Origin of the sequence: Pseudoclavibacter sp. JSM 162008 (genome assembly GCF_041366455.1) — a bacterium.
In the GTDB taxonomy this organism is placed as follows: domain Bacteria; phylum Actinomycetota; class Actinomycetes; order Actinomycetales; family Microbacteriaceae; genus Pseudoclavibacter.
The window spans coordinates 81224-105351 of sequence record NZ_JBEWYX010000014.1 but is presented as its reverse complement, the minus strand read 5'-3'; the positions used below and the strand labels follow the sequence as shown (position 1 = coordinate 105351).

Genomic DNA, 24128 nt, shown 5'->3' with positions numbered 1-24128 from the left:
CCACTCCGCGATCGGCCAAATCACCCCGAACAGCTACGAGACCGCCTACACGGCGACCACATCCGCTACCCTCGCGGAAGCGGCATAACCGAACCGACACCGTGTCCACGATCGAGGGTCAAGGCCCATCGAGCACTCCCCCGAGAAGATGCGCGGCCGCTTCGCCGCCCTCGTGCAGATCGGCTCCCCCGTCGGCACCCTCGTCTCATCCGGCGCCTTCGCCCTCGTCCTCATGATGCCGCCCGAGACCTTCGACGCGTGGGGCTGGCGCCTCCCGTTCCTCCTCGCCTTCCCCCTCCTCGGCATCGCCCTCTACATCCGCCTCAAGGTCGAAGAGTCGCCCGTCTTCCAGGAGCTCGCCGCCGCCGGCGAGCAGGTCAAGGTCCCCGTCGTCGAACTCTTCCGGAAATCTGGACTCCGCCTCCTCGTCGCCGTCGCCGCCGCCATGCTCGGCGTCGGAGGCTTCTACATGATGACGACCTTCGTCGTCTCCTACGGCACCAACGTGCTCGAAGTCGACCGCCAGGTCATGGTCAACGCGACCCTCATCGCCGCCGTCCTCCAGATCGGCGTCACGATCTTCGCCGGCCGCCTCGCCGAGCGCTTCGGCCCCGGCCGCATGACCGTCGTCGGCGGCCTGACGACCGGCATCGCCGCCTTCCCCCTCTTCTGGCTCATCGACACCGAGAGCCCCATCGCCATCATCGCCGCCGTCAGCATCGGCATCGCCCTCATCACCCTCTCCTACGCCGTCACCGGCGCCCTCCTCGCCGAACTCTTCCCACCCCGCCTCCGCTACAGCGGCGTCTCCCTCGGCTACAACCTCGCCGGAGCCATCAGCGGCTTCCTGCCCCTCATCGCCACCGCCCTCATCACGGTCGGCGACGGATCATCGTGGCCCGCCGTCCTCGTCCTCATCGGCATCTGCGTCATCACCGTCATCGGCGGCGCCTTCGGCGAGCGGATGCGCCTCCGCGACGACATCGTCGAGATCGACGAAGCCGCCTCCTGAGCGCAGACAAACGCTCCCTCCCCACCCCGGGCACAGCTGCCCGGCAGCACCACACGCGAAAGCAGGACACGACCATGACCACGCCAACCACACCCACCGCCAGCCCCAGCACCAGCGCAGCCACCACACCCGCCGGCGCCCTCACCGACGATCAGCGCCAGCGCATCCTCGACGCCGTCGACGCCGCCTTCGACCGCCAGATCGCCTTCACCCAGGAGCTCGTGCGCCACCCGTCGCTGCGCGCCAACGAATCCTCGGCGCAGGACCTCCTGTACGGCGCCATGGCCGGACGCGGCCTCGCCATGGACCGCTGGCAGCTCGACCCCGACGAGCTCGCCGCCCACCCGGGCGCCGGCGCCGTCGAGATCTCCTACGACGGCCTCGAGAACGTCGTCGGCACCTTCGCGCCGCAGGAGGAGCGCGGGAACTCGCTCATCCTCAACGGCCACATCGACGTCGTCCCCGAAGGGCCGGAAAGCCAGTGGGCCCGCTCCCCGTGGGACGCCACCGTGCGCGACGGCTGGCTGTACGGCCGCGGCAGCGGCGACATGAAGGCCGGCCTCGTCGCCAACCTCTACGCCTTCGACGCCGTCCGCGCCGCCGGCCTCACCCCGACCGGGCGCATCCACTTCGAGTCCGTCGTCGAGGAGGAATGCACGGGCAACGGCTCCCTCTCGGCCCACCTGCGCGGCTACACGGCCGACGCGGTCCTCATCCCGGAACCCGAAGAGGACATGCTGGTGCGCGCCAACACCGGTGTCATCTGGCTGCGCCTCCGGGTCGACGGCAAGCCCACCCACCCGCGCGAGATGCAGACCGGCTTCAACGCCATCGACGCCGCCTACTTCGTCATCGGGGAGCTGCGGAAGCTCGAGGCCGCCTGGAACGTCAAGCAGGGCGAGCACCGCTACTTCGAGGAGCTCGACCACCCCATCAACTTCAACGTCGGCAAGATCCAGGGCGGCGACTGGGGCTCCAGCGTGCCAGCCTGGTGCGAGGTCGACGTGCGCGTCGCCCTCTACCCGGGCATCACCGCCGACTCGGCCTGGGCCGAGATCACGGATGCGCTCGCCGCCGTCACCGTCGATGCAAACGGCACCACGACCGCCACGAAGACCGGCTTCTTCGCCGAGGGATACGTGCTCGAGGAGGGCGGCGCCGCCGAGCAGGCGCTCGAGCGCAGCCACAGCGCCGCCTTCGACGGGGCGAAGCTCGAATCGTTTGTCACCCCCGGCTACCTCGACGGGCGCGTCTTCGTGCAGTACGCCGACACCCCCGCCCTCGTCTACGGCCCCATCTCCGAGGCCATCCACGGCTACGACGAGCGAGTCGACCTCGAATCCGTGCGCCGCATCACGAAGTCCATCGCGCTCTTCATCGCCGAATGGTGCGGGGTCGAGTAGACGCCGGCAGCGAATTCACGGCACCGACACCGGCGATCCATCGCAACGGCCGCGCCGGCTCTCACGCTCGAGAGTCTGCGCAGCCGAGCGCGTCCCGGGATACCCAGGCTTGGTTCGGCGCTGCCTCGCGGTCAGCATCGTCTGCTCGCTCGATGTCTGCTCGCTCGACCTTCCCTGGTCACCTCCGCCTCGCCCCAGCGGGTGGCCCCGTCGCTTCTCAGCGCGTGCCGGCCCCGTGCATCCACTCGTCGCCGCTGCCATTGAGGGAGTCCTGCACCGCTTCCTCGGCGTCGGCGAGCGCCCGTTCGGCGGCGTCCAGCTCGAGCTTCGTGGCCCGCTCCGCCTCGAGCCGTTCGCGGTCGGCCGCCTGGCGCTCGGCGCGATCCCGCAGCGACAACGACTGCGAGTCCGGCAGGTGCAGGTCTTCGCTGCGCAGGGCGGCGAGGCGCGAGCGCAGCTCCCGAGTGCGCAGGTACGCCTCGCGGACGCGGAGCATCAGATCGGGTTCCGACTGCTGGCCTGCTTGGTCTGCGCGCGCGTTCACAGGACAGAGCCTAGAACGTTCCGACAGCACGGCCGAACACGGCGCGATCGCGGCGCGCGCGGTTCAGGTAGCCCAGGCCACGCAGGAGGCGCGGGCGGCCCAGCAGCTCTGACGGTTCAAGCAGCTCCAGGCGCTCAGGCCGCGACCGAGCTCGTACCGACGGGCTCCGGGCAGATGCGCATGCCGGCTGGCGAGTTGGCCGAGCTGATGATGGCGCGCACCCACGCGTCGTTGATGGCGGGCATCCGCCCCCCGGCGAACCGGAACCGCAGGTCGGTCGCCGGGCTGATCCACAGCGTCTCACGGCCGCTGCCCTGACCGGCGGGACGCGAGATGGAGAATGCGACGCTGTGACCGGCACGCAGCAGACTCAGCACGGCGATCTTGAGGTGCGCGAGCGGGCGGTCGTCGATCTCGAGCTCGTGGCCCTGACTGCCGTAGTACATGAAACCCATGGGGTCGCCTTCGATTGATGAGGAACCAAGGCGACGGATCCGTCTCGACCGCTCGGTGTGCGCCCCGAACAAGTGAAGGAGGGGCTGGGGACCGAAGTCCTTCGAGTGTCACACGCCGCGCTCGCAATCCCTACACTTTCGCTGATTCCCACATCGACCCTGGCTCAGTTCGAGCCGCAGCGCCGCCGACACGGCGGACGAGATGTCCGACTCGCGTTCGTTGAATCGACGCTCCGAGATGCTGGCTGCTCGTCGCCTCGGAGCAAGCGCATCTCGTACGGTGGATGCATGACCGGAGGAACACCGCGACGCGTCGCGCTCATCACGGGTGTGGGGCGCCGGCGCTCGATCGGCGCCGCGCTTGCGGTGGGCCTGGCTCGCGACGGCTGGGACCTGGCGCTCAACTACTGGCAGCCGTACGACGACCGCGTTGGGCTCGAGCGCTCCGGCGACGACCCGCGGGCCGTGGCGGAGCTGTGCCGAGAACTCGGCGCATCCGTCGCGCTCGTCGAGGGAGACCTGAGCGACCCGAGCGTCCCAGCCCGACTCTTCGAGGAGGCGCGGACCCTCGGTCCGCTCGCAGGCCTCGTGCTGTCGCACGCGGAGTCCGTCGACAGCTCCATCCTCACCACGGATCTCGAGAGCTGGGACCGCCACTTCGCGGTCAACGCCCGCGCGACGTGGCTGCTGATCAAGGCGTTCGCAGAGCAGCTGCCCGTGGTGCTCGACCCCGGGAGCGCCCGCGCCAGCATCGTCGCCCTCACGAGCGACCACACGGTCGACAACCTGCCATACGGGGCCAGCAAGGGCGCGCTCGACCGCATCGTCACGGCTGCCGCCGTCGAGCTCGCCGACCGCGGCGTCAGGGCCAACGCCATCAACCCTGGCCCCGTCGACACGGGCTGGATGGACGACGAGACCCGAGCGTGGTGCACCGACGCGACCCCCGCGGGACGCCTCGGCACTGGCGAGGACACCACCAACCTGGTGCGCTTCCTGTTCTCGCCTGCGGGCGCCTGGATCAACGGCCAGGTGCTCTGGAGCAACGGCGGGTTCAAGGTCGGGTAGGCCGCATCCGCAACGCGCATGCGTTAGACAAGAGGCATGACTCTTGATGAGCCTCGCCGGACGATCCGCATGTGGATTCTCGCGAGCGTGATCGCCCTCGTGCTGGCGGCACTCGCGACGTGGATGCTCTTCCCGCTTGCGATGGAGACCTACTGCGGTCGCGTCGGCACCGGCCCCGAAGCGTGTCTCGACGCGCGAAGCTCCGCGGTCGGCCTCCCCACGAGCTTCTCGTCCTTGACGCGAGCAGTCGGTGCAGCGATCGCGACTCCCTTCATCGTCGTCGTCGTGATCCGCTACGTCCAGCAGCAGCGAACCATGCGAGCAGGTGGTGCACCCCGGGGAGACACCGGAGTCCCGAACGCATGACCCCTCCGTTCCTCCGCCCACGATCGACGGCGCGCATCTGGCTCTGGACGGCCGTCATCGTCATCCTGATCTCGCTCGTCCTGGCGCCGGTGCTCACGTCAACGACCTGCTACGACTCCCTCGACCCGACATCGAGCCACTGCGAGAGCGTCCAGCTCGGCTTCGCCGGCAACCAGACGAACGGATGGGTCTGGCTGGCCGCCGTTGCCGCGACGGCGGTCACCGGTTGGCTCCTCGCTCGACGCCACAAGTCGCGCGACCCGCGGTAGGCGCGGCCCCACGCCCGAAATCGAAAGGAAGGGGGCTCGTCCACAGCAGCACGCGCATCAGGGATGCGAGAGCTTCGAATCGCCCAGTCAGCACCGTCTCCCGCCCTGCTAGCTTGAGCGCGTGGCCCCGCAGATCCCCCCGCAGCTCGCCGACCGGCACACGCGTCGCCTGCGCCGCCCGGCCACCGAGCGCACGCCGGAGTTCGACCTGAGCTACGCGCGCACCGGGCCCCGAGCATCCACCCCCGTCGTTGTAATCCCGGGCGGCCCCGGCCTCGGGTCGCTGCTCCCCTACCTCGGCTTCCGCCGGCGCGCAGCCCAAGGTGGGCTCGACGTGATCATGGTCGAGCACCGCGGCATCGGCTTCTCGCGCGCCGACCTGCGCGGCCGCGACCTGCCGGCGTCGGCGATGCGCATCAGCGACGTCATCGACGACATCGCCGCCGTGCTCGACCACGAGGGCATCGGCCAAGCGCACATCGTCGGCGCCTCCTACGGCACGTACCTCGCCTCGGCGTTCGGGGCCCGCTACCCGGAACGCGTCGCCGGCATGCTGCTCGACTCAGCCCTCCAGTCGGCCGAGTCGCTCAACCTTGAGCGCCACACCGTGCGCGAGCTGTTCTGGCACGGCGACACCACCACCGCCGAGGCCGTGCACGCGCTCATCGACCAGGGCGTCGACTCGCGCATCCTGCTCGACGTGGCGAGGGCTGCATACGAGCTCGGCGGCGACGAGCTCCTCCTCCCCGTGCTGCGGCAGCGCGCCAACCACGCGCACACGGCCGCCTGGAGCGCCCTGCAGCTCTACGCGACCCGCGACCGCTCGATCGTGCGGTTCCCCGGCATCTACGAGTTCGACCTCGCAGGCGTCGTCGGCTTCCGCGAACTCGGCTACGGCGGCACCCCAGACGGGCTCCCCCTCGACCCCGCCCTCACCTACTCCGAGATCGCCGACCTCTTCCCCGCCTTCGCGGGCGAACCCTTCGACCTGGCCGCCGAGACGCCGAAGTTCACGTGGCCGCTCGTGCTGCTCGTCGGCACACGCGACCTGCGCACCCCTCCGCCCATCGCCCGCGCCGTTGCGGCGACGGCACGGGATGCGGTGCTCGTGCACATCGAGAACGGCCACTCCGCCCTCGAATCGCACCCGCTCGCACTGCTCAACGCGATCCGCGCGCTCGTCCGGGGACGGGAGCACGCGCTGCCCGGAGCCGCGGCGGCGATCAACCGGCTGCCGCGCCGGGGACTCGCCGCGCGCATCCCGGAGCTGCTCGGGGCCGCGACCCTCGTCGAGAGCACGGTTCGGCCGTAGCCCGCCGACCGCCGCCCCTCAACCGCGAGCGGGGTCCATCCCATCGACGACACCGGTGATGCTGTGGTTGATCGGGTGGTAGGTGTTGATGCCGATGTTGTAGTAGACGCCGCCCCGGTAGGAGCGGCGATGCTCTCGGAGGGCGGGCGTCCCGACAGGCATCTGGAGCGACCCGGCGAGGACGTCGTCGAGGACGACGGCCGTGAGCTTGTACTCGATCCGATCGGCCGCCCAGCCGTTTCCCGCGAATTCGGCTTCGATGCTCCCCCGGGTCAGCGTCTCCTCGTCGAAGACCACGGCATCGGGGCGGACGTAGTTCTCGAAGCTGGCGATCGGCACCCCGCTCGCGTACCTGTCTCGGACGATGTGCAGGAGGCGAGCCCCGATGGGGAACCCCGTGACCGACGACACGTCGGCGTCGGCGTGCGTCCAGGAGAACTCCCGAACGTCGGTGCTCGGCTCGCGCTTGCTCGCCGCGATCAGCTCGAAGAGCGTGTGCGAGGTCTCGGGATGATGCTGGATGGCGGCGGCACCCTCGACTCGGGTTCCGCTGCCCTGGGTCCGGGAGATCAGTCCTCTGGCCTCGATATCCCCCATCGCACGCCGCAGCGTCGACCGGGCCACCCCGAACCCTTCGCAGAGCTGCCGTTCCGTCGGCAGCAGGTCTCCGCTCTGCAGCACGCGCCGCCGGAGAGCTTCCTCCATCTGCGCGATGACCTGCGCATACAGCGGCGCCCTGCTTGTCACATCGACGGCGACGAACGCCTCGCCGAAGGACACACGTCGTGGAGCATCGCTCACTGCTGATTCTCTTTCCTCGCTTGTCGCGACGTGCGACGCCGGGATCTCCCGGCGCCGCACCGCTGGCCTCACTCTAGGAACGAGAGCTGCGCCACAGATCCTGCCAAGTGACCGTCTTGGTGTAATCATCCTGCAGGGTGTCGGTGTTGTACGGCTGGAACCCGCCCGCCTCCTTCAACTCGATAACGCCCCAATCGTCTGCCACGGGCTGCACCTCCGGATCGAACGAGGACTTGCTGTCGGGCATGATGAACTCCATCCCCTCCTGCGATGTCGCGAAATGGATGTAGAGCTTCGCCGCGTTCGGGCTCGCGCTGTTCGTCGCGTACGCCATCGTCTGCGGTGTCGCGGCCCCCGCATACGGGTTCATGCCCTCGCAGGGCGCGAGCTTGTATCCCTTGTCGACATTGTTGCGGTACTTCGCGGCATACATGAGGCCGAAGGGCGGGTCGCTCTGACCGGCAGCCCCCACCGCGTCGGAGACCTCCTCATCGTTCTTGAAGATCGTTGGGCTGTTGCCCGCGAGACGCTTCACCCATTCGTGAACTGCCGTGGGCTCCTCGGTCACGAGCTCCTCGCCGAAGTGCTCTTCGTAGGCTGCGGCGTACTCGTCCGCGTGATGGTTCGCCGCCTGGTTCCAGATCGTCGTGTACAGCGCCCGGCTCTCCGGGTCGGGGATGGCGACGCTCCCCGCCCACTCCTCGTCCGTGAGCTGCCAGATGTTCGAGATCGGGCAGGTGTCCCCGTACACCTCGGTGTTGTACGTCCAGATCGCCTGGTTGTCGCTGGTCAGATACGGGTACTGCGCGTGCGCAGGCAGGCGGTCGTAGGCGTCACCCGGAACCCAGTTCGTGAGCACCCCGTCGGCGAGCAGCTCGCTGTAGAAGGTGGGCACTTCCGAGTTCGCGACGACATCGCCGATGACGTTGTCCGCCTCGTACTCCTTGGCCACCTTGTCCATGACGTTGGTCTCGATCTTGATGCCCGTCGCCGGGATGCCGTACTTCGCAGTGAACGCCTCCGCGATCTGCACGACCTTCCCGGTCTCGTCGTAGATCGTGATGGGGCCTTCTTTCTTCGCGGCGTCGATGAGCGCATCGAGGTCGAAGCCCTCGGCCGTCTCGTCGGCTGCGAGGTCCGGGCGCTCCACGGTGTTCTCGGCAACGCTGCCGTCCGCACCGGGAGGCGCGCAGGCCGACAGCGAGAGCAGCGCCGCCGCGGACACTCCGACGGCGAGCGCCCTGCGGAGGGTCCGCGAACGTGTTCTGGTCATGATGGTTCCTTTCGGGGAGATGAGATCAGTTGTCGGAGAAGACCGACGGGACAGGACGGGTGCTCTGGAGGCGCATCAGCGATTCGATGTGCGGGAAGACGGCGCCGGCGACGGTGCCGTAGTAGTGGCGGTTCAGGTGATCAGATGCACCCGGCAGCTGCTCCCCGCCGCCGTACGTGCGGTAGATTCCACCGGCCCGCTTCAGGATGAAGGCCGGTGCGGCGACGTCCCAAGGGGACGCCTCGAACGAGAAGACGGCGTCTGCCCAGCCCGCGGCGACGTGTGTCAGCGTGATGGCGCTGCTCCCGAGATCGCGGACGTGCGAGTACGTGTCCTCGAGCTCTGCGTAGGCCTCCAGCGCTTCCGCCCGCAGGTGCACCAGGTCGCGCGGCAGCGGGAAGCTGGCGAGGACCGTGGCACGTTCGGGGGTCGTCGCTCCCTCTGATCGCAGGTCTTCGCCGTTGAGAAACGCGCCACGCTCATCCGCGACGAACATGTTGTCGGCCACCGGGTCGTAGACCACGCCGGCGACAACCTCCCCGTCGACGGCCGCGCCGATGCACACGGCCCACAGGGCGATGCCGCGTGCGAAGTTGGAGGTTCCGTCGATCGGGTCGATGAACCAGGTCACGTCACCGGCACCGCTCGCGCCTCCTTCTTCTCCCACGATCCTCGAGTCGGGCAGCTCCTTCTCGATGACGCCCCTGATGAACTGCTCGGCGCGAACGTCGTACACGGTCACCAGGTCGTGGAAGTTCGCCTTCGCGTCGATGCTCATGCCCTTGGAGCGGAAGCCCTCGAGGGCGAGCGCCCCTGCGCCCCGCGCCGCCTCCTCGGCGATCCGTGCGAGTTCGATGCTGCTGATGGTCTTCGTGGTCATGCGGTTTCCACCTTCATGCGTTGTTCGTCCTGATCGAAGACGTGCAGCGCGGATTGCGCGGCACGCAGTGTGACCCGGTCGCCCGCCCGGACCGGCGCGGCGACGGATGAGGTCGTGTAGACGTGGCGTTCGCCGACGAGGACGTCGGTGGTCCAGCTGCCCCCGGTGGGCATGACGGACGCCACCGTCCCGTCGAGCGTGAGCTCATCGGTGACTCCCGTGTCCCCAGCAGGCTCGACCCGGATCGCCTCGGGCCTCACTCCGAGCGATCCGAGCCGACCAGCATCCACCCTCGCCGCGAGGTACTCGTATGCCGACGCAGAATCGGCACCGGCGGGAGTGAAGTCGAAGAAATTCATGGGTGGCACGCCGAGGAAGTTCGCGACGAACCGATTCGCTGGCCTGTCGTAGATGTCGAGGGGTGTGCCCACCTGCTGCAGCTTCCCCTTGTTCAGCACGGCGACGCGGGTCGCGAGGGTCATCGCCTCCCACTGGTCGTGCGTGACGAAGACGATCGTCGACTTCGACTCGTTGTGGATGCGCTTCAGCTCGGTCCGCATCTCCAGGCGCAGCCGGGAGTCGAGGTTCGACAGCGGCTCGTCCAGCAGCATCGTGTCCGGCTGCACGGCGAGCATGCGGGCGAGGGCCACGCGCTGCTGCTGCCCTCCAGAGAGCTGCGCCGGATAGCGATCGCGGTAGTCCGTGATGGAGAGCGAACGCAGTACCTCGTCGATTCGTTTCGCACGGGCCGCCTTGTCCAGCCTCCGGAGCTTCAGGCCGTAGTCGATGTTGTCGGCGACCGTCAGGTGCGGCCAGAGCGCGTAGCTCTGGAACACGAGACCCAGGTCGCGCCGCTCAGGAGGAACGAAACGAGCGGCTCCGGGTTCGTCGACGGCGCGGTCGCCGATGCGGATGGATCCGCTGGTCGCGTTCTCGAGGCCGGCGATCATGCGGATCGTGGTCGTCTTCCCGCATCCGGACGGGCCGAGGAGGCACATGAAGTCGCCGTCCTCGATGGTCAGATCGAGGTCGTCGACAGCGTTGGAGGCTGCCCCGTAGTTCTTGACGATGCTCTTGAGATCGATGGTGGGCATGGGGTTAGCCTCCTAGGCCGCGGGACAGGTCGGTCTTCATGATTTTCTGGACGGCGTAGGTGCCGAAGAAGGCGAGGGCGGAGACGACGAGGACGACCCCGTTGCCGGCTTGCGTGTACCCCACATCCAGAAGACGGATGGACAGTGTGGTGAGCACTTCGAGGCCGGGGACCGCGAGGATGACGACCAGGCTCAGGCTCTTGACGCCGGAGATGAAGGACATGAGCATCGACGTCGCCACGGCGCTCTTCTGGACGGGCAGGATGATCGTGCGGAAGCGGTGGAACCAGCCTGCGCCTGCGACTCGCGCGGCCTCCTCGGTCTCGCTCCCGAGCTGCATCATCGCGGAGATGCCGGCCCGCGAGGCGAAGGGCATCTGCTCCGTGAAGTAGATGATCACCAGCAGCGCCGCGGTCCCGTAGAGGGCCGGCACCGGCCCCCGCTGTACGGCGAACAGCGACAGGTAGGCGGTCGCGAACGCGATGCCGGGAACCAGGTACGGGAAGAACAGCATCTGTCGCAGCGTCCCGGAGAGGAGCCTCGACTCCGACCTGACGATGACGTAGCCGACGAGCAGCCCGACGACGCCGGCCATCACCGACGACAGCCCGACGATCCAGAACGTGTTGAAGGCCGCGCTGAGGACTTCCGCGTTGAGGAGGATCCCGTTCGGGAATCCGAACGTCTGCAGGTTCGTGCCGATCCAGAAGTCGAGTGTGAAGTTGTCGGGCGCGAAGCTGCCCGGCACGCGCATGACGGTTGAGAGCGCCAGCACGAGAATGGGGAGCGCCACGCTGACCGTGAAGAGCGCGACGCAGGCCAGGGTCGCGAAGATGCGAGACCTGCCGAGCCGCACCTCGTTTCCCGCCGAGCCGCTCTTCCCCGAGATCGTCACGAAGCGCTTCGCTTCCTTGAGGAAGTGCATGTCGACCCACAGCGAGATCGCGCCGATGAGCACGATCGCCGCGACGATGACCGCCGCAGAGCCTTGCTGGTTGCTGTAGACGCTCCGGTAGAGGCTCGTCGCGAGGACGTTCATGTTGACGGGCAGGCCGAGGACGTAGGCGACGCCGAACTCTCCGAGCACTTTGGCGAGGATGAGCGTCACCGCTGAGATCAACGAGGGTCGGAGGATCGGCAGGACGATCGTGAAGGCGGTCCTGATGCGTGATGATCCGAGAATCTGGGCCGACTCCTCGAGTGTGGAATCGAAGCGCTTGAGGGCGTTGCCGACGAGCAGGATCACGAACGGGACGAAGTGGATCGCGAAGATCAGGATGATGGGCACTCGGCCGTAAGCGAGCCAGTCCGGGACGACGACCCCCATCGCCTCAAGCCATCCGGCCTGACCTCCCGCTGAGCGATTCTTGAACATCGTCAGCCAGGCGAGCGCGAAGGTCCAGGCCGGGAGCATGTACGGCACGATGAGCGCGGTCGCGAACCACTTGCGACCCCACATGTTCGTGCGGACGAGCAGCCAGGCGGCGCACACGCCGATGACGAGCGCGAGCGACACGCTGCAGACCGCGATGACGACGGTGTTGCCGAGCGGCCCCCAGAATATGGCGGCGGCCTGCGGCGAGAAGAGCACCCGCCAGAGGTAGTAGGAGGTGAACGACCCTTCCTCCTGCTGGGTGATGGCTGTGTCGGCCCGGTCGACCGTGATCCCGTCTCCGAGCAGCGAGATGATCGGCGCGACGATCAGGTAGGTGAAGAGCAGCAGGGCCAGGATGCCGATCGTCGTCGTGGGGTTCGTCGAGAGGACCCTGAGCCGGTACGCGAGCGGCGTTTTCGTCTTCGGTGGACGCTTGCCGCGCCTGGCTCGCGGGGGCACGGGCGGTTCCCCCTCCGGCGTCTCCGGAATGATGATGCTGGTTGTCAAGACATCCTCGTCTCACAGTGCAGGTGAATTGGTACCTTATTAGGTATGTTTAGAGGAAACACCCACCCCACCAAAATGTCAAGACAATAGATCGAAGTGACACCTCATTTCCGCGCCGGTCCAACAGAGCCCGCTGCGTCGGTGCGCACAACGGACTCGGGGCGGTGAGCCGAAGCCCACCGCCCCGAGAGACGACCGAGAGAGACCGAAGCTACTCGCTGATGACGGCGTCGACCTCGACCTCAAGCAGCAGGTCCTTGGCGACGAGACCCGCTGTGCCGATGAATGCGCAGGCCGGTCGGATGACGCCGAAGACCTCGCCGTGCACGGCGCCGACGGCGTCGAAGTCGCGCTCGATGTCGACGAGGAACACTCGCGTGCGCACGACGTCGCTCAGTGAAGAGCCCGCCTGCTCGAGCGCGGCCCCGATGCGTTCGAAGATCTCCCGCGCCTGCTCTTCAGCGTCGACACCCGGGGCCGTCGTACCCGCCACGAAGACGAGGTTGCCGACCTTCACGGCTCGCGAGTAGCCGACCGTCGCCTCGTACGGCGAGCCGGAGGAGATGTTCGTGCGTTCGGTCATGTGGGGCTCCTTCTTGTGGTCAGGTTCCGCCTCCGACTTGGGAAGCGCGTCCTGGCAGGCGATGTCAGGGAGAGCATGCCATGCGGCGGGCGCCGGGTGAACCCGCCTCAGACCCCGACACGGCCCCGTCGTCATCGCGGTCCAGCTCCGGCTCCCCGGACTCGAGCGCCGCCCGAGCTGTCGGCGCCTCGATCCGCGCCGGGTCATCGGCATCCGGCCGGTCCGCGTCCGGTCCCCCCGTGTCGGCCTTCACCACGTCGAGCATCCCCGTCGTGGCCTCCGTGTACCACTCGGTGAGCGCCGGGTCCTCGGTATCGAGCCAGGCACCAGCCCCGTGCTCCGACTCGACGACGCTCGCCCCGAACACGAAGTCGTCACCGTGCTCGGCGATGCCCGCGCGCACGCCCTCGTCGATGGCCTCCTTCGCGTACCGGCGGCGCATCATGTAGGGGTCCGTGCGCAGGTCCTTCGCCCACGCCCACATGATGCCCATGACGACGAACGCGAACGGCAGCGCAGTGACGACCATGATCGCCTGCAGCCCCGACAGCGCATCCCGGCCGCCTGCGAGCAGCAGCGAAGCCGCGATCAGGCCGAGCATGAGGCCCCAGAAGATCGTGACCCAGCGCGATGGCTCGGCCTTGCCCTGCTGGCTCATCGACCCCATGACGATGGACGCGGAGTCGGCGGACGTGACGAAGAAGATGACGATGGATACCAGCGCGACAACACTCGTAATGGCGCCCAGCGGGAGCTCCGCCAGGAGAGCGAACAGCTGAGCCTCGGCCGAACCGGCCGCACTCACGCCAGCGCCCTGCGTCTCCAGCCACATCGAGGTGCCCCCGACGATGCCGAACCAGACGAGACACACCGCGGACGGCACGACGATGACGACCGTCACGAACTCGCGCAGCGTGCGCCCGCGGGAGATCTTCGCGATGAACAGGCCCACGAACGGCGTCCACGAGACCCACCACGCCCAGTAGTACGTCGTCCAGGCCTGCATGAACACCTCCGTCTCCTCACCCATGGAGGCGTTGCGCATCAGCATGGTGCCGAGCTCACTGAAGTACGTGACGCCGGCGGCCGGGATGATGTTCGCCAGCAGCAGCGTCGGCCCGGCGACGAGTACGAACAGGCCGAGGAGGCCCGCGACGACCATGTTGATGTTCGACAGGATGCGGATGCCCCGCTTCACACCCGACACGGCGGACAGGATGAACAGGGCCGTGAGCACGGCGATGGCCCCGATGATGAACCCGTTGCCGAGCGTTCCGAGCCCTGTCACCATCTCCACGCCCGACGCGATCTGCAGCGCGCCGATTCCCAGCGAGACTGCCGTGCCGAAGAGCGTCACGAGGATCGCGAAGATGTCGATCAGCGGGCCGAACCAGCCCTGCGTGCGCTGTGAGAACACCGAGTCGAACAGGGCCGAGATCAGTGGTGGACGGCCGCGGCGGTACGCCGCGTAGGCGATGGCACCGCCGACGAGCGCGTAGTAGGCCCAGGCCATCGGCCCCCAGTGCAGGACGGTCTGCGCGATCGCCGTGTGCATCGCATCCACGCTGCCCGCGTCGACGTCGAAGCCGTGCGGCGGCGCCAGGAAGTACGTGAGCGGCTCCATCGGGCCGTAGAAGAGCAGCCCGATGCCGATGCCAGCGGAGAACAGCATCGCGATCCAGGACACCATCGAGAACTCGGGCTTCTCATCGTCCGCGCCGAGGCGCACCCCGCCGGTGCGCCCGTAGCCGACGACGAGCATGAAGATGGCGACGACGATCGTCAGGAGCGAGAACAGCCACCCGAAGTTCTCCGTCACCCAGTCGAGCGACACGGAGCCGACGGCCGAGATGCTCGCCGGGTCGACGAGACCCCAGCCGATGACCGCGACGACGCCGGCGCCGGCGACCCCGAACACCCACCAATTCGTCCGGAAGGCCCGGCCCGTCTCCTCGACGCCGATGCCGGGGATGAGCGCCGGATGCAGCGGATCCGGGTCGATCACCTCCCGGATGATGCGCGACACGGGCTTGCGCTCGGGCCCGAAGGCAGCCGGCTCCTGTGCGGATCAGGAGGGTGGTGCGTCCTGTGAGTTCATGGCGTGCGGTGCATCCGTTTCTCTCGGGGGAAGGCAAACGGGGTGCAACGTTACCCGAAGGTCTTCCCGCAGCCGAGTCGAGCTCGCACCGCTGCGACCGTCCTCTGACGCCGCGCCGGGCGCTGAGCAACCTCGGAGGCCTGCGCGCGAGACTTGGCTGAGTGAACCACCTCACACCCCAGCATCGAGGAGACCCAATGCCGCTCAACATCGCCGACCTCACGATCAGCAGCCCCGACTTCGAAGCCGGAAGCCGCCTCGCGGACACGTTCAGCGCTGACGGAGGCAACACCGCCCCTCGGCTCGAGATCACGGGAGTCCCGGCCGACGCCGTCGAGCTCGCGCTCATCGTCCACGACCCGGATGCGCCCATGCCGCTCGGCTTCACGCACTGGATCGTGTACGGCCTCCCAGCCCAGGACGGCCCCGTCGACGCCACCGCCGACCACGCCAGGACCGCCGAGAACACGGCGGGCAAGAGCGAGTACATGGGGCCTCAGCCGCCGGAGGACCACGGCGACCACCACTACTACTTCACGGTCTACGCGCTCGACCACCACGTCGAAGGCACGCCGACCCGCGAGGAGTTCCTCGACGGGTACGCGCACGCGATCCTCGAGCAGAACCGACTCGTCGGCCTGTACTCGAACTAGGCGCCTCGCGCGGGGCGCGGCCGCCCTACGAACGCCCCGCGGCTCTCGCGGCGGCGACGGCGTCGCGCAGCTCCCCCGTCCACGCAGCCCCGTGCCCGGGGAGCATCGTGCGCCGCCCGAGCTCGGCGATGGCGGCGAGTGAGCGCAGCGCTCGAGGCGAGTCGGCCGTGGCCGCTCCGGCGATGATGCGCGGCCCCTCGTGCCCCGTGTAGGGGTCGAGCGTCACGAGCGCGTCGCCGGTGATCGTGGCGCCTCGGTCCGGGAAGTCGAGCGCGCAGTGCCCCGCCGTGTGCCCCTGCGTGAGGACGACGTTCGGACGACCAGGGAGCTCGGACGGCCCGGCAGGAAGACCCTCCGGGATGCGGTCGAGGCCGCGCACCCGCAGCGCCCCGGCGCGCGCCATCCGCAGCAGCTGCGCCGCCCCCTTCGGATACCGGAGCGGATACCCGAGACGCGGCCGCTCGTGCCGGTAGCGGTACGGGTGGAGCGCGAGGTACGCATCCGCCAGATGCACGTGCACGCTGCACCCCACCTCCTCCTGCAGCCGCCGCGCCATGCCGACGTGGTCGAAGTGGGCATGTGTCAGCAGGATGGCCCGGAGCTCGGCGGGGGGTACGCCGCAGCTGACGCAGCGCGTTCAAGAGATGCGGGTACGTGTTCGGCAGTCCGGCGTCGACGAGCAGCAGGCCCCGCTCGGACTCCACGAGGTACGTGTTCGTGTGCGCCTGCGTGAGGCGGTGGATGCCGGGGGCGACCGACTGCGTGAAGGTGACGTCTGGGGATGCGAGTCGAAGAACCACGAGGTCCGTCCGATCTTGTCAGCGTGACTGGGCCTTCCATCCGTACCACCGACGATGGCCAGGAAGGGGGCCTTGCCATTCGCCGTCCGGCTGTGCTCACAGGGTGGATTTCCACTCCCTTCCCCTGACCATCGCGGAGAGCGAGGTGCACGATGCCGCCGAGCGGCGACCGCGCTCCAAGCGTTCGCCGACGCTGCGCTGTAGCACAAGCAGCGCGGACGCCGACTGCCCACCCCGGACCGGAAGTGCCGACGCCGGCAACCGAGGTTCACCACATTCCACGCGGATTCTCTACCCCTCATATTCGGCTCCGCCCTCGGAAAGACTGAAGCGCACGAGACGAGGAGGCGGCCATGTCCGACCATGCTGATTCATCGGGCCTCCCTGCAGACCCCGCAGCGGATGAAGACCAGTACTGGGACGTCTACTTCCGGTCGGCGATGCCCGATGAGTTCCTCGCCCTGTGGGCGATCACGGCCATGCTCACCGTGATCGTCGGCATCGTGGTCCTCGTCCTGGCGTGAACCGCGGCAGGTCACAGGCAGCGCCCCGGCAGCTCCCCCTACATTGGGGGCCGTGACCCACCCCCACGATTCCTCCCAGGGTGTCGAGGGCGAGCTCGCCCAGGACACCGCGTTCGACGACCGCGTCGTGCGAAAAGCCGACTCCAAGGCGGCGGTCGCCGTCCGCCAGGGCATCCAGCGCGTCGGCGACAGGGTCGGCCCGAACAGCGCGCTGATCCTGCTGCTCGTGATCGGCGCTGCGATCATCCTCGGGCTGAGCATCCTCGCCGCTGAGATCTACGAGGCCGTCACCGACCGGGACGGCGTCGCGGGGCTCGACCAGCCGCTGCTCGACTACGCCATCACCCTCAGGTCGCCGCAAGCCGACGCCATCATCACCGCGTACACCGACATCGCCGGGCAGATCGGCATGCCCGTCATCGCCGTCGGAACGCTGCTGATCCTGTCGATCCGCCGCCGATCGTGGACGCCGGTCATCCTCATCGTGGCGGCGGGCGGTGGCTCACTGCTCATGACGGTCGTCGGCAAGAACTTCATCGGGCGCGTGCGCCCCGAGCAGTCGGAGGCCGTGCCCCCATATGAGACCTCCGCGTCGTTCCCCAGCGGGCACACGCTCAACGCCGTCGCCGTCATCGGCGTCATCGCCTACCTGCTCATCCTGCGCCGCCAGACCCGGCGCGTCCGAGTCCTCATCGCCCTCGGCGCCGCACTGTTCGCGCTCACCGTCGGCCTCTCACGCGTGTATCTGGGACACCACTGGTTCACGGATGTGCTCGCCGGCTGGGTCCTCGGAGCCGCTTGGCTCGCGTTGGTCATCTGCGCGCACCGCCTGTACCTGCTCATCCGCGAGCAGCGGCATGCTCGCCAACTCGGGCAGGCAGCCCAGGACAGGGCCGTCTGAGGTGCCGTCTGAGGCGATCCGTCTTGCCACGAGTCTCCCAGGAGGCACAGACGACTCGTGGATGCCCGCTCGCTACGGTCGTCGGCATGGTTAATCTCAAGAAGCGGGTGTCCACTGTCATCGCCGGTGCCGTCGTCGCGGGTGGCCTCATGTTCGGCGGGGCGACCGCCGCCCAGGCGGTGACGCCCAACTACAACGTCGGCCCGTTCGCGACGGTGAGCGAGTGCGAGGCGGCGAAGATCACCTACATCTCCTCCTGGACGAAGATCAGCCAGGACTGCACGTACTACCCGAAGCAGGGTGGCTTCGTCGACAACGGCTACTACTTCCACTACCGCGCAATCGCCTGATCGGGGTCGCCGGCAGCGCGCGGCTCAGCAAGCGATGCCCTCCGCCACACCGTACGTGGCGGAGGGCATCCTCGTTCCCTGGCCACCGCGGCGAACGAACGTGCTGCGAGCGTCACTGCGGCTCGGCGGCAACGCGCGCAGCAAGCGCGGCAGGTCAGGCGGCGCGCAGCTCAGAGGCGCTGCTCGTGCACGGCCTCGAGCGCCGCGCGATCCCCCGGCAGCATGCCATCGATCGGCTCGCCGTTCCAGACGATGTCCGCGCCAAGAGCCGCGAGCAGCTCCTTGCGCTCCCCGTGCGAGAGCTGGGCCCCGTGCACGATCGTCGCCGGGCTCCACAGCATCGCGAGCTCGTCGTGCCAGCCAGCGCCGACGTCGCGCACGTGCAGCAGGTCGTGGAGTGACTTCGGGAGGTGCTTGATGGGCTCGGCGAACGCATCCGCGAGCACCGCGAGCTTCACCTGACGCTCGACGCCCGGCGCGACCACGAACGGCTCCGGGTTGCTGCCCTTGAACGCCTCCGAGACCTCCTCGGCCTCGAGCAGGATGACACCGCTCGTGGGCCGCGGGTTGCATTCGATCGCGAACAGTCCGCCGTCGTTGTCGACGAAGTCGAACGACAGCTGCCCCGTGTAACCCGGGTCGAGGGTGTCGACGAGCTTCTGCGTGTAGTCGAGCGTCTCCGTGCTGTCGATCGCGAGGAACGAGATGCCGGTGCTGTGCGCCCACTGCTCGGGCGCGCGGTAGGTGCAGTGCGCCGTCACGCGGCCATCGACGACGATGCTGTACGTGCAGATCATGGGGCCGTCCACGAACGGCTGCACGAGCCACGGCTGGTCGGGCGTCGGCACCGCGTCGTCCACCGACATCCTGCCGGCGAGCGGTCCGGTGTTCGTGAGCAGCCCCACGCCGCCGCGCGAGAACGCGGCGCGGGCAAAGTACCTCGGGTACTGGTCGATCGCCGCCCGCAGCTCCTCGGGGCTGTTCGCCACGATCGTCTCCGGCACGGGCACGCCGGCCTCGATGGCGAGGCGCTTGAAGCTGGCCTTGTCGTGCAGGCGTGCGAGCTGCTCGAACCCGCCCGTGAAGACGCTCGTGCCGTCCGGCAGCTCGTGGCCGCGAGCCGCGAGGTAGAACGCCTCCTCGAACGTCGGGATGACGACGTCGATCCCGTGCTCTTCCACGATATTCACGAGGTCTTCGATGAACTCGTCCGTGTTGAACCGCGGAGAGTTCGTCACGAAGTGCCCCGCAAGGTACTTGGAGTGATTGCCGATGGCACCCGCGTAGGTGTCGCTGGCGAACACCGTATGGCCCGTGCTGCCCAGCTTTCGGATGATGTCGAGCGCGAACGTGTTCCGGGAACTGGTGACGAGTACTCGCACGGGAGGTCCTCTCGAAAGGATGGAAGCGGGTCCCGCCAGCCTAGTGAAGTGCCCATCCCAGCCTCGCCCGGGGATTCACGAGGAAACTCCCCATCAAACTCCCCACTTCAGCACCTCGGGCCGACGTGCCGGACCGCGCTCCCCGTCGACGTCGGTGGCCGGTGCTGTACTTGGCGCATGGAAACTCAGGGGTGGGTCGCGGTGAGCTTCGTGCTCGGCGCAGCCGTCGCAGTCATCGTCGCGCTCGTCTTCAGGTCGCGGGCGAATAAGCGCTGGAAGACCACGCTCGAAGAGCGCGAGAACGCCGCGGAGGCAGAACGGAAGGCGCTGGCCGCCGGCGCAGAGCGGGCACACGCAGCATTCGACGAGCGACAGCGGGAGCTCGTGCGGACCACGGAGGCTCGTCTCGAGCAGCTCGCGCGAGCACATGACGAAGAACTGCAGCGGCGCCAGCTGGTGCTCGAGCGCCACCAGCAGCAAGCCAGGCGCTCCCTGGAATATGAGCTCATCTCGAGGGCGGCGATCCTTCAGAGCTGCGCGACCCTGGGACTGGACGGGGTGCTCGCGACCAACACGTGCATCCTCGTCGAGGAAGGGTTGAGCACCAACAGATACGTGATGCAGATCGACCACGTGCTCATCACAACCGCCGGGGCGCTCATCGTCGAGCACAAGCGCTGGCGCGGAACCATCTTCGACGGCATCCGACCGAGTGCCGCGAGCGCCTCCTACAAGAACCTCATCGACGACTCCAGACTCGATCCACCCTTCGCCGTGCAGATTGCACCCCGAGGCGGGCCTTTCAGAGGCAGTGAAGAAGAAGCCGGCGGGCTCGCCGTGCGCACGCACCTCGGCTCCAAGTCACCACGGAAGCAGGTCAGGGCGCAGGCCGTGCACCTCTCCGAGCACCTCGACGAGCAGCTCGGTGGCGCCCCTTGGATCGATACGTGCGTGTTCTATTCGAGTTCCGACGCGACCGTCTTCACCGAGACGCGAACCGGCACCACCCCGGAGGACCAGACAGCCGTCGTGGCCGGCGAGCGAGAGTTCCTCGACCTCCTCGTGCTCCGAGAGCGGACCAAGCGAGAGCGCCTCGACCGAGACCTCGTAGAGCGGATCGCGGCCCTCCTGCACACGGGCGGGGCCAAGATCGATAGCTTCGGAGCGTTCTCGCACGGACCGGCCGCGATCCTCGCCAGCCAGATCGACCCGCCGATGGATACCCCGGCAGCCCCGGCGATGGCGGATGCGCCTCTGGGCTGACCCTGAAAACTGCTCTGGTACGCGAAAAAGCCCCGCATGGCGGGGCCTTTTTCGTGTTGCTGCTGTTGCTCAAACTGGCTGGGGTACCTGGACTCGAACCAAGAACAAAGGTACCAGAAACCTCCGTGTTGCCAATTACACCATACCCCACTGGCACCGAAGCGCCTCAGAGAGCATAGCGCACTCCGCGAGGCTGGACAAATCAGCGCGTCGCCCGGGCCCCGAGCGCGCCTGACTCGAGGCCGAGGAGGTCCCGGTCCACAGCCATGCCGGTCTGCGCACCGTTCCCCGCCGCGACGATGAGCATCTGCGGCCCGGGCCCCGTCAGCTCCCCCGTCGCGTAGATGCCGGGCACGCTCGTGCGACCCAGCTCATCCGCCGCCACGAGGCCGAACGCGTCGAAGTCGACACCGAGGTCGCTCGCGAAGTCGAGCTTCGCCACGTAGTTGGGGCGCACGAAGACGGCCTCGGTCGTCACGACGTCGCCATCCTCAAGCGCAACCCCCGTCACTCCCCCCGGTCCGCCTTCGACATCGACGACGGCCCGGTTCTCGACGACGACTCCGCGCTCGATGAGGTCGAGCTCCTGCAGCTCAGCGAGCTGCCCTTCCCCCGCGAACACGGTCAACGCGCCGGTGAAGCGCGTCAGCTGCACCGCCCGCTCGTAGAGATCCGTCACCCCCGGCGCCGCGATCACGGAGACCCGGCGGTCGCGCTGCGTCCACCCGTCGCACTCGACGCAGCTGTGGATGCTCGTGCCGTAGAACGCGCGCAGCATCGGCAACGCAGGCAGCACCTCCGTGAGGCCCGTCGCCAGGATCACCGAACGCGCGAACACCGCCCGCGCTGGCGTACCGCGCACGCCCTTCGCCTCGACCGCGAACCGGTACGGCACGCGCACCCCATCCCGGCGACGAGATGCGATCTCTCGCGGGTCCGCGCTGACACTCGAACCGTCAGCTGCGGGGACGCCACCCGCTACGAACGCGAACGACCCCTCGAACGCGGCCCCCTGCGAGGCCTCCGCGCCCGCCGACTCCTCGTCGCTCAGCGCGCGCACCCGAGAGACCTGGGCGAACTGGACCTCCGCATCCTCGTACGCCTCGACGTCCTCACGCCCCAGCCTGCGCAGTTCGTTCGGGGCGGTGTGGTCGCGCGTCAGGAAGCCGTGCGCCTCGAGCGTCGCCGAATGCCGGGGCCGATTGCCGTCGAGCACCAACGTCGAGTACCGGTGCCGCGCGAGGATCAGCGCCGCCTGCAACCCCGCAGGCCCACCCCCGATGACAACAACGTCGTAGTGCGTGCCCAAGGCCTCGGTCATGCAGTCCTCCCGGAATCTCCCGCCCGCAGGCTCAGGCAGGCGGGCATCCTCTGAGGTTAGCCTCACCCGTCCCGACGTGCGAGGGCTGGCGCAATCCGCGGGCCTCCGGGCGCCCTCGCATCGGCCCACTCACGCCGACCGTGCGACTTCGCGAGCCCCTCGCCCCCGGACACAAGTCTCGGGATGGGTTAATCGCTTCGGGATGGGAAAGAAACCATCCCGAAGCGATTAACCCATCCCGAAACGAGGGGGTGAGTGCTCGGCGCGCGCGCGGACGCGCGCGAGGGGGTGAGCGCGAGCGGGTGAGCGCGCGAGCGGGTGAGCGCGCGAGCGGGTGAGCGCGCGAGCAGCGCGGGCTACGCGGCGAGGCGCGAGGCGAGCGAGCGGATGCGCGCGAGCGACTGCTCGCGGCCGAGCAGCTCGAGCGATTCGAAGAGCGGCGGGGAGATCTTGCGGCCGGAGACGGCGACGCGGATCGGGCCGAACGCGACGCGCGGCTTGAGGCCGAGGCCGTCGATGAGCGCGCCGCGGAGCGCCGCTTCGATCTGCTCGGTGGTCCACGCGTCCGGCACGTCGAGCGCGTCGAGGGCCGTGATGGACGCGTCGAGCACGCCCGAGACGTCGCCCTTCAGTGAGCCGACGGCCGTGTCCTCGACTTCGAGGTCTGCGGCGTCGACGAAGAGGAAGCCCAGCATCTCGGGGGCCTCGCCGAGGAGCTGCATGCGCTCCTGCACGAGCGGCGCGGCGCGGCCGAGCAGCTCGAGCTGCGCATCCGTCGTCTCGAGCGGGAGCACCCCGGCGAGCTGCAGCGGGGCGACGAGGCGTGACGCGAAGTCGTCGGCGCCGAGCAGGCGCATGTGCTCGCCGTTGATTGCCTCGGCTTTCGTGAGGTCGAAGCGTGCCGGGTTCGGGTTGACGTCTTCCACGTCGAACGCGACGATCATCTCGTCCATCGTGAACACGTCGCGGTCGGCGGCGATGGACCAGCCGAGCAGGGACAGGTAGTTGAGGAGCCCCTCGGGGAGGAAGCCGCGGTCGCGGTGGTGGAAGAGGTTCGACTCGGGGTCGCGCTTCGAGAGCTTCTTGTTGCCCTCGCCCATGACGTAGGGCAGGTGGCCGAAGCGCGGGATGAACTCGGCGACTCCCACGTCGATGAGCGCGTGGTACAGCGCGATCTGGCGTGGCGTCGACGAGAGCAGGTCCTCGCCGCGGAGCACGTGGGTGATGCCCATGAGCGCGTCGTCGACGGGGTTCACGAGCGTGTACAGCGGCTTGCCGTTCGGCCGCACGAGCACGAAGTCGGGGAACGAGCCCGCCTTGAACGTGATCTCGCCGCGCACGAGGTCGTCGAAGGAGAGGTCGGTGTCCGGCACCCGCAGGCGCAGCGCGGGCTCGCGCCCCTCGGCCTTGAGGCGGGCGATCTCGTCGGCGGACAGGTCGCGCTCGTAGTTGTCGTAGCCCATCTTCGGGTCGCGACCGGCGGCGATGTTGCGCGCCTCGATCTCCTCGCCCGTCGCGAACGACTCGTACAGGTGGCCGGCGTCGCGGAGCTTCTGGATGACGTCGAGGTAGATGTCGGTGCGCTGCGACTGGCGGTACGGCTCGTGCGGCCCGCCTGCGTTGACGCCCTCGTCCCAGCCGAGGCCGAGCCAGCCGAGGCCGTCGATGATCTGCTGGTAGCTCTCCTCGGAGTCGCGCTCCGCATCCGTGTCCTCGATGCGGAACACGAACGTGCCCCCGGTGTGCTTCGCGTAGGCCCAGTTGAAGAGGGCCGTGCGGATGAGCCCGACGTGCGGGGTGCCCGTGGGAGACGGGCAGAAGCGGACGCGGACATCGCTGCCCGTTGCGGTGGTTACGAGCGAAGAAGAGGATGCAGTCATGAGGCCCCCAGCTT

Annotated in this window: 24 protein-coding genes and 1 tRNA gene; 11 read left to right on the top strand and 14 right to left on the bottom strand. The window is 68.5% G+C overall.

The features are described from left to right. The first annotated feature begins 127 nt into the window (after positions 1 to 127). Both ABVF28_RS12595 and ABVF28_RS12590 read left to right on the top strand, forming a co-directional pair. Positions 128 to 1012 (top strand): MFS transporter, encoded by an 885-nt coding sequence (locus tag ABVF28_RS12595; RefSeq protein WP_371030727.1) that lies wholly within the window; start codon positions 128 to 130, stop codon positions 1010 to 1012. Positions 1013 to 1086: 74 nt separating this feature from the next. Next, a complete protein-coding gene (locus tag ABVF28_RS12590) occupies positions 1087 to 2415 on the top strand; it encodes an ArgE/DapE family deacylase (RefSeq protein WP_371030724.1) in 1329 nt (442 codons plus the stop codon). A gap of 217 nt (positions 2416 to 2632) precedes the next feature. Here the strand turns inward: ABVF28_RS12590 and ABVF28_RS12585 are convergent, their stop codons facing one another. Together ABVF28_RS12585 and ABVF28_RS12580 are read right to left on the bottom strand one after the other, a co-directional pair. After that, the gene (locus tag ABVF28_RS12585) at positions 2633 to 2959 is read right to left on the bottom strand and encodes a hypothetical protein (RefSeq protein WP_371030723.1); all 327 of its coding nucleotides are present in this window, start codon (positions 2957 to 2959) and stop codon (positions 2633 to 2635) included. Positions 2960 to 3093: 134 nt separating this feature from the next. Then, positions 3094 to 3414, bottom strand: coding sequence for an ATP-dependent DNA ligase (locus tag ABVF28_RS12580; RefSeq protein ID WP_371030722.1), 321 nt, complete (start codon positions 3412 to 3414; stop codon positions 3094 to 3096). A gap of 288 nt (positions 3415 to 3702) precedes the next feature. On the opposite strand from ABVF28_RS12580, the gene ABVF28_RS12575 reads away from it, so the two are divergent. The 4 genes from ABVF28_RS12575 (at position 3703) to ABVF28_RS12560 (ending at position 6429) form a co-directional block, all read left to right on the top strand. Further along, positions 3703 to 4482 (top strand): SDR family oxidoreductase, encoded by a 780-nt coding sequence (locus tag ABVF28_RS12575; RefSeq protein ID WP_371030721.1) that lies wholly within the window; start codon positions 3703 to 3705, stop codon positions 4480 to 4482. A gap of 36 nt (positions 4483 to 4518) precedes the next feature. Further along, the gene (locus tag ABVF28_RS12570; RefSeq protein WP_371030720.1) at positions 4519 to 4848 is read left to right on the top strand and encodes a hypothetical protein; all 330 of its coding nucleotides are present in this window, start codon (positions 4519 to 4521) and stop codon (positions 4846 to 4848) included. Then, positions 4845 to 5117, top strand: a complete 273-nt coding sequence (locus ABVF28_RS12565) for a hypothetical protein (RefSeq protein WP_371030719.1) — start codon at positions 4845 to 4847, stop codon at positions 5115 to 5117. The genes ABVF28_RS12570 and ABVF28_RS12565 overlap by 4 nt, the downstream gene beginning before the upstream one ends. 121 nt (positions 5118 to 5238) lie before the next feature. After that, positions 5239 to 6429, top strand: coding sequence for an alpha/beta fold hydrolase (locus ABVF28_RS12560; protein WP_371030718.1), 1191 nt, complete (start codon positions 5239 to 5241; stop codon positions 6427 to 6429). An 18-nt stretch (positions 6430 to 6447) separates the two neighbouring features. Here ABVF28_RS12560 and ABVF28_RS12555 read toward each other — a convergent pair whose 3' ends face one another. The 7 genes from ABVF28_RS12555 to ABVF28_RS12525 all read right to left on the bottom strand — a co-directional run bounded on the left by ABVF28_RS12555 (position 6448) and on the right by ABVF28_RS12525 (position 14968). Then, positions 6448 to 7230 (bottom strand): GntR family transcriptional regulator, encoded by a 783-nt coding sequence (locus ABVF28_RS12555; RefSeq protein WP_181026914.1) that lies wholly within the window; start codon positions 7228 to 7230, stop codon positions 6448 to 6450. A 73-nt stretch (positions 7231 to 7303) separates the two neighbouring features. Beyond that, positions 7304 to 8503: an ABC transporter substrate-binding protein gene (locus tag ABVF28_RS12550; RefSeq protein ID WP_371030717.1), complete on the bottom strand. Its 1200-nt coding sequence runs from the start codon at positions 8501 to 8503 to the stop codon at positions 7304 to 7306. Positions 8504 to 8528: 25 nt separating this feature from the next. Then, a complete protein-coding gene (locus tag ABVF28_RS12545; protein WP_371030716.1) occupies positions 8529 to 9383 on the bottom strand; it encodes an inositol monophosphatase in 855 nt (284 codons plus the stop codon). Next, complete coding sequence (locus ABVF28_RS12540) at positions 9380 to 10477, bottom strand: ABC transporter ATP-binding protein (RefSeq protein WP_104252405.1); 1098 nt, start codon at positions 10475 to 10477, stop codon at positions 9380 to 9382. The genes ABVF28_RS12545 and ABVF28_RS12540 overlap by 4 nt, the downstream gene beginning before the upstream one ends. Before the next feature lie 4 nt (positions 10478 to 10481). Beyond that, on the bottom strand, positions 10482 to 12359 hold the full coding sequence (locus ABVF28_RS12535; RefSeq protein ID WP_371030715.1) for an ABC transporter permease: 1878 nt from the start codon (positions 12357 to 12359) through the stop codon (positions 10482 to 10484). Between the two features lie 211 nt (positions 12360 to 12570). Continuing rightward, on the bottom strand, positions 12571 to 12942 hold the full coding sequence (locus tag ABVF28_RS12530; protein WP_371030714.1) for a RidA family protein: 372 nt from the start codon (positions 12940 to 12942) through the stop codon (positions 12571 to 12573). A gap of 64 nt (positions 12943 to 13006) precedes the next feature. Next, positions 13007 to 14968: a BCCT family transporter gene (locus ABVF28_RS12525; RefSeq protein ID WP_371030713.1), complete on the bottom strand. Its 1962-nt coding sequence runs from the start codon at positions 14966 to 14968 to the stop codon at positions 13007 to 13009. 269 nt (positions 14969 to 15237) lie between these two features. On the opposite strand from ABVF28_RS12525, the gene ABVF28_RS12520 reads away from it, so the two are divergent. After that, the gene (locus ABVF28_RS12520; protein ID WP_371030712.1) at positions 15238 to 15693 is read left to right on the top strand and encodes a YbhB/YbcL family Raf kinase inhibitor-like protein; all 456 of its coding nucleotides are present in this window, start codon (positions 15238 to 15240) and stop codon (positions 15691 to 15693) included. A 25-nt stretch (positions 15694 to 15718) separates the two neighbouring features. Here the strand turns inward: ABVF28_RS12520 and ABVF28_RS12515 are convergent, their stop codons facing one another. Next, complete coding sequence (locus ABVF28_RS12515) at positions 15719 to 16279, bottom strand: MBL fold metallo-hydrolase (RefSeq protein ID WP_371030726.1); 561 nt, start codon at positions 16277 to 16279, stop codon at positions 15719 to 15721. Between the two features lie 567 nt (positions 16280 to 16846). Between ABVF28_RS12515 and ABVF28_RS12510 the strand changes: the two genes are divergently transcribed. From ABVF28_RS12510 to ABVF28_RS12500, 3 genes are all read left to right on the top strand, one after another. Continuing rightward, positions 16847 to 17017, top strand: coding sequence for a hypothetical protein (locus ABVF28_RS12510; protein WP_371030711.1), 171 nt, complete (start codon positions 16847 to 16849; stop codon positions 17015 to 17017). A 52-nt stretch (positions 17018 to 17069) separates the two neighbouring features. Then, complete coding sequence (locus ABVF28_RS12505) at positions 17070 to 17918, top strand: phosphatase PAP2 family protein (protein WP_371030710.1); 849 nt, start codon at positions 17070 to 17072, stop codon at positions 17916 to 17918. Positions 17919 to 18004: 86 nt separating this feature from the next. Beyond that, entirely contained in the window at positions 18005 to 18268 is a 264-nt protein-coding gene (locus ABVF28_RS12500) for a hypothetical protein (RefSeq protein WP_146080736.1), read from the top strand. A gap of 170 nt (positions 18269 to 18438) precedes the next feature. Here the strand turns inward: ABVF28_RS12500 and ABVF28_RS12495 are convergent, their stop codons facing one another. Beyond that, entirely contained in the window at positions 18439 to 19650 is a 1212-nt protein-coding gene (locus tag ABVF28_RS12495) for a carbamoyl-phosphate synthase large subunit (RefSeq protein WP_371030709.1), read from the bottom strand. Positions 19651 to 19827: 177 nt separating this feature from the next. Between ABVF28_RS12495 and ABVF28_RS12490 the strand changes: the two genes are divergently transcribed. Further along, positions 19828 to 20913, top strand: a complete 1086-nt coding sequence (locus tag ABVF28_RS12490) for a nuclease-related domain-containing protein (protein ID WP_371030708.1) — start codon at positions 19828 to 19830, stop codon at positions 20911 to 20913. 75 nt (positions 20914 to 20988) lie between these two features. On the opposite strand, the gene ABVF28_RS12485 is transcribed toward ABVF28_RS12490, so the two are convergent. From ABVF28_RS12485 to gltX, 3 genes are all read right to left on the bottom strand, one after another. Then, a tRNA-Gln gene (locus ABVF28_RS12485) sits at positions 20989 to 21063 on the bottom strand. Between the two features lie 52 nt (positions 21064 to 21115). Beyond that, entirely contained in the window at positions 21116 to 22234 is a 1119-nt protein-coding gene (locus ABVF28_RS12480; protein WP_371030707.1) for an NAD(P)/FAD-dependent oxidoreductase, read from the bottom strand. 356 nt (positions 22235 to 22590) lie between these two features. After that, a complete protein-coding gene (gltX, locus tag ABVF28_RS12475) occupies positions 22591 to 24114 on the bottom strand; it encodes a glutamate--tRNA ligase (protein WP_371030706.1) in 1524 nt (507 codons plus the stop codon). Positions 24115 to 24128: the final 14 nt, after the last annotated feature.

Coding starts and splice junctions, on each gene's coding strand:
- ABVF28_RS12550 (WP_371030717.1), bottom strand. CDS start 8,503: ATGACCAGAACACGTTCGCGGACCCTCCGCAGGGCGCTCGCCGTCGGA.
- ABVF28_RS12500 (WP_146080736.1), top strand. CDS start 18,005: ATGGTTAATCTCAAGAAGCGGGTGTCCACTGTCATCGCCGGTGCCGTC.
- ABVF28_RS12530 (WP_371030714.1), bottom strand. CDS start 12,942: ATGACCGAACGCACGAACATCTCCTCCGGCTCGCCGTACGAGGCGACG.
- ABVF28_RS12590 (WP_371030724.1), top strand. CDS start 1,087: ATGACCACGCCAACCACACCCACCGCCAGCCCCAGCACCAGCGCAGCC.
- gltX (WP_371030706.1), bottom strand. CDS start 24,114: ATGACTGCATCCTCTTCTTCGCTCGTAACCACCGCAACGGGCAGCGAT.
- ABVF28_RS12570 (WP_371030720.1), top strand. CDS start 4,519: ATGACTCTTGATGAGCCTCGCCGGACGATCCGCATGTGGATTCTCGCG.
- ABVF28_RS12575 (WP_371030721.1), top strand. CDS start 3,703: ATGACCGGAGGAACACCGCGACGCGTCGCGCTCATCACGGGTGTGGGG.
- ABVF28_RS12520 (WP_371030712.1), top strand. CDS start 15,238: ATGCCGCTCAACATCGCCGACCTCACGATCAGCAGCCCCGACTTCGAA.
- ABVF28_RS12480 (WP_371030707.1), bottom strand. CDS start 22,234: ATGACCGAGGCCTTGGGCACGCACTACGACGTTGTTGTCATCGGGGGT.
- ABVF28_RS12565 (WP_371030719.1), top strand. CDS start 4,845: ATGACCCCTCCGTTCCTCCGCCCACGATCGACGGCGCGCATCTGGCTC.
- ABVF28_RS12510 (WP_371030711.1), top strand. CDS start 16,847: ATGTCCGACCATGCTGATTCATCGGGCCTCCCTGCAGACCCCGCAGCG.
- ABVF28_RS12545 (WP_371030716.1), bottom strand. CDS start 9,383: ATGACCACGAAGACCATCAGCAGCATCGAACTCGCACGGATCGCCGAG.
- ABVF28_RS12540 (WP_104252405.1), bottom strand. CDS start 10,477: ATGCCCACCATCGATCTCAAGAGCATCGTCAAGAACTACGGGGCAGCC.
- ABVF28_RS12490 (WP_371030708.1), top strand. CDS start 19,828: ATGGAAACTCAGGGGTGGGTCGCGGTGAGCTTCGTGCTCGGCGCAGCC.
- ABVF28_RS12580 (WP_371030722.1), bottom strand. CDS start 3,414: ATGGGTTTCATGTACTACGGCAGTCAGGGCCACGAGCTCGAGATCGAC.